The sequence below is a fragment of the Blastococcus sp. SYSU DS0541 genome, assembly GCF_054050875.1.
The window spans coordinates 56976-69502 of the sequence record NZ_JBJHAD010000019.1 but is presented as its reverse complement, the minus strand read 5'-3'; the positions used below and the strand labels follow the sequence as shown (position 1 = coordinate 69502).

The 12527-nt window shown below is 74.3% G+C and carries 12 protein-coding genes; 7 read left to right on the top strand and 5 right to left on the bottom strand.

The annotated features are described in order from the left end of the window. Positions 1-78: 78 nt before the first annotated feature. Positions 79-966, bottom strand: coding sequence for an NAD-dependent epimerase/dehydratase family protein (locus tag ACI794_RS18030; RefSeq protein ID WP_456617043.1), 888 nt, complete (start codon positions 964-966; stop codon positions 79-81). Between the two features lie 36 nt (positions 967-1002). Here ACI794_RS18030 and ACI794_RS18025 point away from each other — a divergent pair, with 36 nt between their 5' ends. After that, complete coding sequence (locus ACI794_RS18025; RefSeq protein WP_456601968.1) at positions 1003-1644, top strand: TetR/AcrR family transcriptional regulator; 642 nt, start codon at positions 1003-1005, stop codon at positions 1642-1644. A 61-nt stretch (positions 1645-1705) separates the two neighbouring features. On the opposite strand, the gene ACI794_RS18020 is transcribed toward ACI794_RS18025, so the two are convergent. Next, positions 1706-2545, bottom strand: coding sequence for a peptidylprolyl isomerase (locus ACI794_RS18020; RefSeq protein ID WP_456601969.1), 840 nt, complete (start codon positions 2543-2545; stop codon positions 1706-1708). A 147-nt stretch (positions 2546-2692) separates the two neighbouring features. Here ACI794_RS18020 and ACI794_RS18015 point away from each other — a divergent pair, with 147 nt between their 5' ends. Genes ACI794_RS18015 through aspS form a run of 4 tightly spaced genes read left to right on the top strand, consistent with a single transcriptional unit; the run spans position 2693 to position 7446 of the window. After that, positions 2693-3376: an MBL fold metallo-hydrolase gene (locus tag ACI794_RS18015; RefSeq protein WP_456601970.1), complete on the top strand. Its 684-nt coding sequence runs from the start codon at positions 2693-2695 to the stop codon at positions 3374-3376. Further along, entirely contained in the window at positions 3376-4638 is a 1263-nt protein-coding gene (gene hisS / locus ACI794_RS18010; RefSeq protein ID WP_456601971.1) for a histidine--tRNA ligase, read from the top strand. The genes ACI794_RS18015 and hisS overlap by 1 nt, the downstream gene beginning before the upstream one ends. An 8-nt stretch (positions 4639-4646) precedes the next feature. After that, positions 4647-5630, top strand: a complete 984-nt coding sequence (locus ACI794_RS18005; protein ID WP_456582212.1) for an aldo/keto reductase — start codon at positions 4647-4649, stop codon at positions 5628-5630. A 40-nt stretch (positions 5631-5670) separates the two neighbouring features. After that, positions 5671-7446: an aspartate--tRNA ligase gene (gene aspS / locus ACI794_RS18000; RefSeq protein WP_456617042.1), complete on the top strand. Its 1776-nt coding sequence runs from the start codon at positions 5671-5673 to the stop codon at positions 7444-7446. Positions 7447-7511: 65 nt separating this feature from the next. Here aspS and ACI794_RS17995 read toward each other — a convergent pair whose 3' ends face one another. Continuing rightward, on the bottom strand, positions 7512-8015 hold the full coding sequence (locus ACI794_RS17995) for an ASCH domain-containing protein (protein ID WP_456617041.1): 504 nt from the start codon (positions 8013-8015) through the stop codon (positions 7512-7514). A 25-nt stretch (positions 8016-8040) separates the two neighbouring features. On the opposite strand from ACI794_RS17995, the gene ACI794_RS17990 reads away from it, so the two are divergent. After that, the gene (locus ACI794_RS17990) at positions 8041-9132 is read left to right on the top strand and encodes a pyridoxal-phosphate-dependent aminotransferase family protein (RefSeq protein WP_456617040.1); all 1092 of its coding nucleotides are present in this window, start codon (positions 8041-8043) and stop codon (positions 9130-9132) included. 71 nt (positions 9133-9203) lie between these two features. Here the strand turns inward: ACI794_RS17990 and ACI794_RS17985 are convergent, their stop codons facing one another. Together ACI794_RS17985 and ACI794_RS17980 are read right to left on the bottom strand one after the other, a co-directional pair. Continuing rightward, a complete protein-coding gene (locus ACI794_RS17985) occupies positions 9204-10076 on the bottom strand; it encodes a DUF559 domain-containing protein (protein WP_456617039.1) in 873 nt (290 codons plus the stop codon). A gap of 178 nt (positions 10077-10254) precedes the next feature. After that, a complete protein-coding gene (locus tag ACI794_RS17980) occupies positions 10255-11115 on the bottom strand; it encodes an aldo/keto reductase (protein WP_456617038.1) in 861 nt (286 codons plus the stop codon). Positions 11116-11150: 35 nt separating this feature from the next. On the opposite strand from ACI794_RS17980, the gene ACI794_RS17975 reads away from it, so the two are divergent. After that, positions 11151-12488: a replication-associated recombination protein A gene (locus ACI794_RS17975; protein WP_456582218.1), complete on the top strand. Its 1338-nt coding sequence runs from the start codon at positions 11151-11153 to the stop codon at positions 12486-12488. The last annotated feature ends 39 nt before the right edge of the window (positions 12489-12527 follow it).

Here is a 12527-nt window from a genome sequence, read left to right as displayed (position 1 = left end):
CCCGCTGCCCCCCGCGCCTCGCACGCTCGGCGCGGGCCCCTGCAGCGGGGCCGGTCCGGCGGGTCGCCGTCAGCCCACTCAGCTGGCCGCGTAGGAGCCGGCTCCGAGCTCCTCCACCGCGCCCGGCCTCCGGGGATGCCATCCCAGCTCCTCGCGGGCGCGGGCGCCGGTGGCCGACTGGCTCAACGCGAGCGCGTCGGCGAAGGCCGCTCCCAAGACGTCCCGAGCGTCTTCCACGGGCCAGGACTCGGCGGATCCGTCGAGGCCGGCGGCCCGTGCAGCCGCGGCAGCCAACTCGCGCACCGGGACCGCCTCCTCGGCGACCCCGTGGAAGAGGCGCCCCGCGGGAGCCTGCTCCAGCACCAGCAGGAACAGCTCCGCCAGGTCGTCGACGTGCACCATCGGCCACCGCGTGTCGGCGCTGCCGACGAAACGCCCGGCGCCGTGGTCCCGCGCTGTGCTCACGAGGAGCCCGGGGATGCCACCGCCGCGGCCGTGCGCAATCGCCGGACGGACGACGAGGCCGCGGACGTCGGTCTCGACAGCGTCGAGGACCAGTCGCTCGATCACGGGCCGGTGAGCGACCAGCTCGATGGCGTCGAGGGGGCTGTCCTCGTCGGCCGGGTCGGTGCCGGTCGCCCCCAGCACCCAGAGGCCGCTGGTGTAGAGGAAGGTGCGGCCGGTTCCGCGCAGGGGGAGGAGCAGGGCCTCGACCGCGGCGATGTCCGCGGCGGCGACCCCCGTCGGCGGGGCGACGTGGACGACGGCGTCGATGTCGGGCGCGACCACGGCCGACAGGCCCTCGGGCTCTGCCAGGTCACCCACGACGGTGCCCACCGACGCGATCGCCGGCGGCTCGTCGACCCCCGGGCGGGTCAGCGCGACCACCTCGTGCCCGGCACCCACCAGCCGTTCGACGAGGACCGAGCCGATGTAACCGGTGGCCCCCAGTACGAGCACCTTCACGACGTTCTCCCCTCGTAGTGGACTACAGTCCGTTTCATGGGTGAGGACGTTAGCGGACCAGGGTCCGGTTTGTCGACGGGGTTGGTCCGCATCGCGGGGGAGCGGCCGGTCACCGAGCGCGCGGACGCCGCGCGCAACCGGCTCCGCATCCTCGCTGCGGCCGAGGGGCTCTTCGCCGAGCGGGGCGTCCCCGGCGTGACGATGGACGACATCGCGGCCGAGGCCGGCGTGGGCAAGGGCACGCTCTACCGCCGGTTCACCGACAAGGGCGGGCTGGCCGCAGCGCTCCTCGACGAGCGGGGCCGCCAGTTCCAGGAGGCCATCCTCGGCGGGCCGCCACCGCTGGGTCCGGGCGCCCCTGCCGTCGATCGCCTGGTGGCCTTCGTGACCGGCTACCTGGAGTTCCAGGTGCGCCACCTCGACCTGGTCCTGCTCTCGGAGACGTCGACTCCCGGATCACGTCTGCGCAAGGGCTCGTACGGGTTCTGGCGGCAGCACTGTGCGGTGCTGCTGCGCGCGAGCGGAGCCGCGGACCCCCTGGAGCGGGCGGAGTTGCTCCTCGCCGGGCTGTCCGCCGAGCAGGTGCACCACTGGACGCGTGTGGAGGAACGCCCGGCCGCCGCCCTGGGTGCGGCCCTGTCCCGGCTCGCGCGAAGCGTCGCCGGCGCGGACCGTTGACCACGCCGGGGCCCGACGCGCCGTCGTGGGCGACAGCCACCTGTCGGGTGGGTGCCCCGCCCTAGCCGACGACGGCCATGTCCTCGATCGTCACCGGGATGTTCGGGGTGCCGTCGCCGGGGCCCTCGGCGCCCTGGACCCCGCCCGCCGCGACCGCGTCGAGCACACCGAGACCGGCCTCGTCGATCCGGCCGACCACCGTGTACTCCGGCGGCAGCTCGGTGTCGACGAAGGTCAGGAAGAACTGGCCGCCCGTGCTGTTCGGCGCGGCGGTCTTGGCCATGGCGACGGTCCCGCGGGGGTAGGTCGTGTCCGGCGTGACCTCCTCGGCGTACTTGTACGTCGGGCCGCCGGAGCCGGTGCCGGTCGGGTCGCCGCACTGCAGCAGGCCGAAGGTGTCGGCGTCGACCAGCCGGTGGCACGGGGTGCCGTCGTAGAAGCCCTGCTCGGTGAGGTACACGAAGCTGGCCGCGGCGCACGGGGCCTGCGCCCGGTCCAGCGTGAGGGTCAGGTCGCCCTGGTCGGTGCTCATCAGCACGGTGGCGGTGCCCTGGGTGGGCGTGGCCTCCGGGTTCGGTGGCGTGCCGACGTCGGTGAGGTTGGTGTTCCCCGACTCGTCGGGCAGGTACTCGCAGGTGACCGTGCCGTCGGCGTTGGTGGTGCGCGCGGCCGAGGACGTGGCCGCCGGCGTCGTCGGCTCGGCCGCGAGGTCGTCGCTCTCGTCGTCGCCGCCGAACACGTCGGTGAGCAGCAGGGCGGCCCCGACGACCACGACGAGGGCGAGCGCGGTGAGCAGCAGCCCGAGGTTCCGGCGGCGCTTCTTCGCCTGCTCGGCGCGGCGCTCCAACTGGCGCTGCAGGTGACGCTGCGCGGCTTCCCGGCGCTGCTTGTTCGTGGGCACGGGGGCGGACTCCTCGGGCGGGCGGGGCGTACGTGGGCGGCCGCGACGGCGGGCGGGCGCGCTGGTCGGGGTGCGAGTCTAGGTGGCGGGGCTGGCCGATCCCTGGCAGCGCCGGGTGCGGCGGGGGCCCCCGCGTAACCTGCACGGGTGCTCATCCGCTCGTTCCCCGCCGGCGCCTTCGGCACCAACTGCTACGCCGTCGCCTCCGGGCCGCGGCAGGAGTGCGTCGTCGTCGACCCGGGCATGGACGCCGTCGAGCCGCTGGCCCGGATGCTGGCCGAGGACGGGCTCAAGCCCGTGGCCGTCGTGCTGACCCACGGCCACCTGGACCACACCTTCTCGGTGCTGCCGGTCTGCGACGGCTACGACATCCCCGCCTACCTCCACCCGGACGACTTCGGGATGCTCAGCGACCCCGCCCGCTGGCACGGCCCTGCGCTGGCGCCGCTGATCACCGGCGTCCGGCTGCCCGACCCCTCCGAGGTGCGGGCGCTCGACGACGGCGCCGTCCTCTCGCTGGCCGGCGTCGACCTGACCGTGCGGCACGCGCCGGGGCACACCCAGGGCTCGGTCATGTTCTCCGTCGACCTCGGCGAGGCGCCGGGGCTGCTGGCCGGCGACGTGCTCTTCGCCGGGTCGGTGGGGCGGGTGGACCTGCCCGGCGGGTCGTGGGAGGACATGCTGCGCTCGCTCCGCGACGTCGTGCTGCCGCTGGACGACGAGACCGTCGTCCTGCCCGGCCACGGCCCGGCGACGACGATCGGCCGCGAGCGGGCGACCAACCCCTACCTGGCCGAGGCCGCACAGGCGCCGAGGGGACGAGGGCTCTGATGACCGGCCTCACCGCCCCGAAGGGCGCCTTCGACACGCTGCCGCCGGACTCCGCGCGCTTCCTCGCCGTCCGCGACACGCTGACGGCCCCGCTCCGGCGGGCGGGCTACGGGTACGTCGAGACGCCGGTGTTCGAGCACACCGAGGTCTTCTCCCGGGGCGTGGGCGAGTCGACCGACGTCGTCACGAAGGAGATGTACACCTTCACCGACCGCGGCGGCCGCTCGCTGACGCTGCGCCCCGAGCTCACCGCCGGGCTGATGCGCGCGTTCATCGAGCACCGGCTGCACGGCGGTGCGCTGCCGGCGAAGCTCTGGACCGTCGGCACCGCGTTCCGCTACGAGCGCCCGCAGGCCGGTCGTTACCGGCACTTCACCCAGGTCGACATGGAGGCCCTCGGCGTCGACGACCCGGCGCTGGACGCCGAGGTGGTGGCGCTGGGCGTGCAGGGCTTCCGCGACCTGGGGCTCACCGACTTCGAGCTGCTGCTGACCTCGCTGGGCGACGCGACCTGCCGCCCGCAGTACCGCGAGCTGCTGGTCGCCTTCCTGGAGAAGCTGGACCTCGACGCGGAGACGCGGCGCCGGGCGGCGATCAACCCGCTGCGGGTGCTCGACGACAAGCGTCCCGAGGTGCAGGCGCAGCTCGGCGACGCCCCGCTGATGGTCGACCACCTCTCGGACTCCACGAAGGCCCACTACGACGCCGTCCGCCAGCACCTCACCGACCTCGGCGTGAGCTGGACGGAGGCGCCGCGGCTGGTGCGCGGGCTGGACTACTACACGAAGACGACGTTCGAGTTCGTGCACTCCGGGCTCGGCGCGCAGTCGGCCATCGGCGGGGGCGGGCGCTACGACGGGCTGTCGGCGGCGCTGGGCGGGCCGGACGTCTCCGGCATCGGCTACGCCGTCGGGGTGGACCGGACGCTGCTGGCGGTGCAGGCCGAGGGGCTGGACATCGGCGCGACGGCCGGCGTGCAGGCCTTCGTCGTCCCGCTCGGGGCCGAGGCGAAGCGGGTGGCGGTCCGGCTGGTCGGGCAGCTGCGCCAGGCGGGGGTCGCGGCGGACACCGTGTACGGCGACCGCGGGCTCAAGGGCGCCATGAAGGCCGCCGACCGCTCCGGCGCGACGCACGTCGTCGTCGTGGGGGAGCGGGACCTGGCCGAGGGCGTCGGCCAGCTGAAGGACATGCGCACCGGCGAGCAGCGGCCCGTCCCCGTGGCCGAGCTGTTCGAGACGGTGCGTGCGAGTGTGGGGGAGTGAGTACTTCGATGGAGCAGCGACCGCTCGGGAAGACCGGCGCCGAGGTCGGCGTGATCGGGTTGGGCACCTGGCAGCTCGGCGGCGACTGGGGTGACGTCGACGAGGACACCGCCACCGACGTCCTGGACGCCGCGCTCGACGCGGGGGTGACCCTGCTCGACACCGCCGACGTCTACGGCGACGGCCGCTCCGAGGAGCGGATCCGCAAGGCGCTCGCCCCCCGGGCCGACCGGCCGTTCGTGGCCACCAAGGCCGGCCGCCGCGCCGACCCGTTCGAGGCGGCGCAGTACACACCGGAGAACCTGCGCGCCTGGGTCGACCGCTCGCGCCGCAACCTCGGGGTCGACACCCTCGACCTGGTGCAGCTGCACTGCCCGCCGACCGCCGTCTACTCCGACCAGCGCGTGTACGACACGCTCGACGCACTCGTCGCCGACGGCTCGATCGCGGCCTACGGCGTCTCGGTGGAGACGGTGCAGGAGGGGCTCACCGCGCTGCAGCACGAGGGCGTCGCCACCATCCAGGTCATCCTCAACATCTTCCGGCGCAAGCCGCTGGAGGAGCTGCTGCCCGCCGCTGCCGCCGCCGGGGTGGGCGTCCTCGCCCGCGTGCCGCTGGCCAGCGGGCTGCTCACCGGCAAGTACGACGAGTCGACGACGTTCCCCGCCGACGACCACCGGAACTTCAACCGCAACGGCGAGGCCTTCGACGTCGGGGAGACCTTCGCCGGCGTGCCGTTCGACGTCGGCGTCGCGGCGGCCCGCGAGGTCGCCCAGATCGCCGGCGACGCCGTGCCCACCGCCGCCTTCGCGCTGCGCTGGGTCATCGACCAGCCCGGCGTCACCACCGTGATCCCGGGGGCGCGCAACGTCACCCAGGTGCGGGGCAACGTCGCGGCCGCCACCATGGCGCCGCTCTCCGACGCGCAGCTCGCCGACCTCGAGCGGCTGTACGACGAGCGCATCCGCGCCCACGTGCACGACCGCTGGTAACCGCTCCACCGCTCCCTCCACCCACCCGAAGGAATCCTCCGTGCTCCGCACCCACGACGCCGGAACGCTGCGCGCGTCCGACGCCGGCACCACCGTCACCCTCGCCGGCTGGGTCGCCCGCCGCCGCGACCACGGCGGGGTGGTCTTCCTCGACCTGCGCGACGCCTCCGGGTACGTGCAGGTCGTCGTCCGCGAGGAGGAGGCCCACCACCTGCGCAACGAGTACTGCGTGCTCGTCACCGGCGAGGTGCGGCGCCGCCCGGAGGGCAACGAGAACCCCGAGCTGCCCACCGGTGAGATCGAGGTGGCGACCTCCGAGCTGCGGGTGCTGTCGACCGCTGCGCCGCTGCCGTTCCCGATCGAGACCGACCAGGCGGCGTCGGACGACGTCCGGTACCGGTACCGCTACCTCGACCTGCGCCGCCAGGGGCCGGCCAGGGCGATGCGGCTGCGCTCGGAGATCAGCCGCATCGCCCGCGGGGTGATGGCCGGGCACGGGTTCACCGAGGTCGAGACGCCGAACCTGACCCGCTCCACCCCCGAGGGCGCGCGCGACTTCCTGGTGCCGGTGCGGCTGCAGCAGGGCAAGTGGTACGCCCTCCCGCAGTCGCCGCAGCTGTTCAAGCAGCTGCTGATGATCGGCGGCCTGGAGCGCTACTACCAGATCGCCCGCTGCTTCCGGGACGAGGACTTCCGCGCCGACCGGCAGCCGGAGTTCACCCAGCTGGACTTCGAGATGAGCTTCGTCGAGCGGGACGACGTGCTGGCGATCGCGGAGGACGTCGTCCGGGCGCTGTGGCGGGAGCTGGCGTCCTACGACATCCCCGAGATCCCGCGGATGACCTACCGCGAGGCGATGGACCGCTTCGGCTCGGACAAGCCCGACCTGCGCTTCGGCATCGAGCTCACCGAGCTGACCTCCTACTTCGCCGGGACGCCGTTCCGCGTCTTCCAGGCGCCCTACGTCGGCGCCGTCGTCATGCCCGGTGGCGGCTCGCAGCCGCGGCGGGCGTTCGACGCGTGGCAGGACTGGGCGAAGTCGCGCGGCGCCCGCGGGCTGGCGTACGTGACGATCGCCGAGGACGGCACCCTGGGCGGGCCGGTCGCCAAGAACATCTCCGACGCCGAGCGCGCGGGGCTGGTCGAGGCCGTCGGGGCGAAGCCGGGTGACTGCGTCTTCTTCGCCGCCGGCGCGCGCCGCTCCTCGCAGGAGCTGCTCGGGGCGGCGCGGAACGAGATCGCCAAGCGGCTGGAGCTGATCGAGCCGGGCTCCTGGTCGTTCCTGTTCGTCGTCGACTTCCCGATGTTCGAGGAGACCGAGGACGGCGACTGGACCTTCATGCACCACCCCTTCACCTCGCCCACCCCCGAGTGGCGCGACCGGTTCGCCGAGGACAAGGGCGCGGCGCTGTCCGACGCCTACGACATGGTGATCAACGGCAACGAGGTGATGAGCGGTTCGGTGCGCATCCACGACGCCGAGCTGCAGGAGCGGGTGTTCGAGACCCTCGGCATGTCCCGCGAGGAGGCCCGCGAGCGGTTCGGCTTCTTCCTGGAGGCGTTCGCCTACGGGCCGCCGCCGCACGCGGGCGCCGCGCTCGGCTGGGACCGGCTCTCGGCGCTGCTGTCGGGGGTGGACTCGATCCGCGAGGTCATCGCCTTCCCGAAGACGGGCGCCGGATTCGACCCGCTGACCGGCGCGCCGACACCGATCACCGAGGCGCAGCGCAAGGAGGCGGGGATCGACGCGAAGCCGGAGGAGCCGCCGCTGCCCGGCGAGCCCGGCGCCCCGGGCCCGTCCGACCCCACGAAGTAGCCGACCGGCCCGGGGTGGTGGGCGGTCCCGGCTCCTCGGGCGATGGGACCCGACGACGCCTACCGTCAGTCGGCCACCTCGGGCGGCCAGACGACCCGGAAGCGCTCGAAGACCACCTCGAGGTCGTCGGACCAGCTCCGGCCGCGCCGGGGAAGGGTGCGCCGGAAGTAGCGGTCGTGCTCGCGCAGCCAGCTGTCCCGCGTCCGGTCGCCCTCGCCCTCGTCCCGGGCGAAGGCGTCGTCCACGCTGCGCAGCGGGCCCAGCCGCAGCTCCGTCGTCCGGAGGACGCAGCGCGGCGCCCCGCTGCCGTCGCAGGCGATCCAGTGCCCGCCGATGCGCGGCAGCGGCTGGTCGTCGTCGAGGAAGTCCACGACCAGTGCCGCCGTCGCGCGCTTGGTGCCGGCCAGCACCAGGCCGATCAGCTCGTCGGCCAGCGGCGGGTTGTCCCCGAACCGCTCGACCGGGGGCTCGTCACCGGGCGGGACGGGCTCGCCCCGCCCCTCGACGTAGGCCGACCACATGGCGCGGGCCTCGTCGTGACGGAGCGGTTCCGGTGACTCGGCGCTCATCGTGGCCTCTCGGTAGCGTCCGGGCATGCCGCTGCGTGCCCGCACCCTGCTCGGTCCCGGTCCGTCCAACCCCTACCCGGAGGCCATGGTCGCCCTCGGGCAGCCGCTGCTCGGCCACCTGGACCCGCTCTTCCTGCAGATCCTGGACGAGACATCCGACCGCCTGCGACAGGTGTTCGGCACGGCGAGCCGCCGCACGCTCCCGCTGTCGGCCACCGGCTCGGCGGGGATGGAGGCCGCCTTCGTCAACACCGTGGGCCCGGGCGACGTCGTCGTCGTCGCGGTGAACGGCCTGTTCGGGCAGCGGATGACCGACGTCGCCGCCCGGTGCGGGGCCGAGGTCGTCGCGGTCGACCACGAGTGGGGGCAGCCGGTCGACGCCGAGCGCGTCCTGGCGGCGCACCCGTCGCCGAAGCTCATCGCGGCCGTGCACGCCGAGACCTCCACCGGGGTCCGCTCGGACCTCGAGCCGCTGGCCGCCGGCAAGGGTGACGCGCTCCTGCTGGCCGACTGCGTCACCTCGCTGGGCGGCATCCCGGTGCGGCTGGACGAGTGGGGTGTGGACCTGGCGTACGCAGGCTCGCAGAAGTGCCTGGGCGTGCCGCCGGGGCTGGCCCCGTTCACCATCTCCGACCGGGCCTGGGAGCGGCGGGTCGAGAGGCCGCAGAGCTGGTACCTCGACCTCGGGATGCTCGGTGGCTACGCGGGTGAGGCCGCCGGGTCGGGCGGGCGCACGTACCACCACACCGCGCCGACCGGCATGGTCGTGTCGCTGCACGCCGGGCTCGGCCGGATCCTCGACGAGGGGCTCGACGCCGTGCACGCGCGGCACGCCGAGGCGGGCCGGCTGCTGCACGAGGGGCTGGCCGAACTGGGCCTAGAGCTCTTCGCCGCCGAGGGCCACCGGCTGCCGGAGCTGACGACGGTGAAGGTGCCCGAGGGCGTCGACCCGGCTGCCGTCCGCAAGGAGCTGCTGGAGCGGTACGACCTGGAGATCGGCGGGGGAGTGGGTGCCTACGCCTCGACCGTCTGGCGGATCGGCCTCATGGGGCCCAACGCCGCTCCCGACCGGGTCGCGCTCGTGGTCGCGGCGCTGCGGGACGTCCTCGGCCGCTGATGGCTCGCCTGCGGTTGATCATCGCCATCTGGCTGGCCCTGGCGGCGCGTCGGCCGGCCACCTGCCGATGATCAACCGCGAGGGTCCCGCCAGCCGCGGCTGAGCAACGCCCGACGGGTGCGGTCGAGCACCACGGACGGGGTCCGCAGGTGCCGCCGGGCGAACCTCAGGACGAGCCAGCCGTCGGCCGCCATGAGCGAGTAGCGGTCGATGTCGCGGTCGAACTGGTCGCCCTCTGCGTGCTGCCTGCCCTCGTACTCCAGCGCGACCTTCCACTCCTCGTAGCCCAGGTCGGCGTGCGTCACGGCCCGACCCCGCCGGTCGTGCACCGGCGCCTGTGGTACCGGTGTCGGGAGGTGGCTCACCGCCAGCCAGTACCGGATGACGCTCTCCGGGTGAGACATGGCCAGCGGCGACAGCAGAGGCGCGCACTCCCGCGCGCGGACGACGCCGCGCACCCGGGCCGCCCGTGCCAGGCGTCGCGCCAGGGAGACCGGGTCGAGGTGGCCGGCCCGCATGCGCGCGTCACCGACCGCGACCAGGTCCCACGGCCTCAGCGTCTCGGCGAGGTCGAGGTAGGTCTGCGCACCGGAGGTGAGGCGCAGACCCAGGTGCTGGACGACGTCCTCGGCCAGCAGCCGGCGCGCGTGCGTCACGAACTCAGCTCGCTGCGGGAGGACCCGTCGCGGGGTCAGGACGATGTGCGCCCGGCGTGGTGTGTCGACGGGCGCGCCAAGGAGTGCGGCGGCGGTCCCGTGACTGAAGGCCGCGTCCGCGGGGAGCACGCGGGCGAGCAGCTGCAGCCGCTCGGCCTCGTCGACGGCGTCGTCCAGCCGGGCGGTGAAACCGTGTGCGAGTCGCACGAAGGAGGGGCCACGGAGGCGAGCGCGGGTGAGACCGGCCGCCCGCGCCTCGCTCGTCGTCCAGGTCGGGGGGAGGGACATGCCGCCGACGCTGGTCGCCCTCGTGGCGCCGGCCGAGGCGTCGCAGGGATCTGTGGATCGCCACGGGTGCTGTGGATGCGGCCACCGCGCCTCGATCATCGTCATCCGGCTGGCCGACACGCCGGTCGGGCCGACCGGATGACGATGATCAACGAGGAGAAGGGGGAGAGGGCGAGGGTCAGGCGGCGTCGAGCCGGGCCAGCTGCTCGGGGGAGAGGGCGACCTCGGCGGCGGCCGCCGAGTCGACGACGGACTGCACCCGCGACGCGCCCGGGATCGGGACGACGGCGTCGCTCTGGGCGAGGTGCCAGGCCAGCGTGACCTGGTACACCGACACCCCCAGCTCGTCGGCCACCTCCGCGAACGCGGGCGCGGTCGAGCCCAGCGACCCCGCGGCGGAGACGCCGCCGAACGGGCTCCACGGCAGGAAGGCCAGGCCGTGGCCCGCGCAGTGGGCCAGCTCGTCGGCGGAGAAGCGCCAGCCCGGCGAGAACTGGTTCTGCACGCTCACCAGCGCGTCGCCGACGATCGACCGGGCAACGTCGATCTGCGCGATGTCGGCGTTGGAGATGCCCACCATGTGCACCAGCCCGTCGTCGGCCAGCTGCCGGAGCGCCCCCATCGACTCCTCCCAGGGCGTCGCCGGGTCGGGCCGGTGGAACTGGTAGAGCCCGATGGCGTCCACGCCGAGGCGCCGCAGCGAGTCCTCGCAGGCCCGCCGCAGGTAGGCCGGTGTCCCGTCGAGCTCCCAGTCGGTGCCGCGGCGGGTGTGCCCGCCCTTGGTCGCCACGAGCACCGACGAGGTGTCGCCCCCGAAGCCGGCCAGCGCCCGCGCGACCAGCGTCTCGTTGTGCCCGAACTCCGCCTCGTCTCGGGCGTAGGCGTCGGCGGTGTCGATCAGCGTCATGCCGGCGTCGAGCGCGGCGTGCACGACAGCGACGGCGTCCTCCTCCGACGGGCGCCCGTCCTTGGTGGACAGGGGCATCGCGCCCAGCCCGATGGCGCCCACGGTCACGTCCCCGATGCGTCGCTGCTCCATGGGGCTGTCGTGCCCCGCGGGTAGCGTTCCGACTCGTGAGTTCGCTGTTCGACCCGTCCCCGGACGACGCCGGCGCGCCGGTCGTCGACCCGGGCGCGCCGCTGGCGGTGCGCATGCGCCCGCGCTCGCTGGACGAGGTGGTCGGGCAGCAGCACCTCCTGGGCGACCGCGCGCCGCTGCGCCGCCTGGTCGAGTCCGACGAGCCGATGTCGCTGGTCCTGTACGGCCCGCCCGGCACCGGCAAGACCACCCTCGCGCACGTCATCTCGCTGGCCACCAAGCGCCAGTTCGTCCAGCTGTCGGCGCTGGACTCCGGGGTGAAGGAGGTGCGGGCGGTCATCCAGAGCGCCAAGCGGGAGCTCACCTACGCCGGCCGCCGCACCGTGCTGTTCATCGACGAGGTGCACCGCTTCTCCAAGACCCAGCAGGACAGCCTGCTGTCGGCGGTCGAGGACCGGATCGTCAGCCTGATCGCCGCGACCACCGAGAACCCGTTCTTCTCCGTGGTGAGCCCGCTGCTGTCCCGCAGCCTGGTGCTGGCGCTGCAGCCGCTCACCGACGACGACGTCCGCCGGCTGCTGCACCGGGCGCTCACCAGCGAGCGGGGCCTCGACGGCGCGGTCACGCTCACCCCCGAGGCGGAGGAGCACCTGGTCCGCATCGCCGGCGGCGACGGCCGCAAGGCGCTGACCGCCCTCGAGTCCGGCGCCGGTGCCGCCCGGGCGGTGGGCGCCACCGAGATCGACCTCGCCACGCTGGAGACGGCGGTCGCTCAGGCAGCGGTCCGCTACGACCGGCAGGGCGACCAGCACTACGACGTCGCCAGCGCCCTGATCAAGAGCATCCGCGGCAGCGACGTCGACGCGGCCGTGCACTACCTGGCCCGGATGGTCGAGGCGGGGGAGGACCCGCGCTTCATCGCCCGGCGCCTGGTGATCAGCGCCAGCGAGGACATCGGCATGGCCGACCCCACCGCCCTGACCACGGCGGTGGCCGCCATGCAGGCGGTGCAGTTCATCGGCATGCCGGAGGGCCACTTCCCGCTCGCCCAGGCCGTCGTCCACCTGGCCACCGCGCCGAAGTCGAACGCGGTGACGGTGGCGATCGGGGAGTCGGTGGCCGACGTCCGCGCGGGGCTGGCCGGGCCCGTGCCCCCCGGGCTGCGGGACGCGCACTACGCGGGGGCGAAGAAGCTCGGCCACGGGAAGACCTACTCCTACCCCCACGCCCACCCGGACGGCATCGTGGCCCAGCAGTACCCGCCCGACGCGCTGGTGGGCAGGGACTACTACCGCCCGACCAACCGCGGCGTCGAGGCCCGGCTGGGGGAGCGGCTGGCGAAGCTGCGCGCGATCCTGCGCCGCACGCGTTGAGCCCACGGCGGGGCACGGACGGCTCGGCGGGCCCGCGAC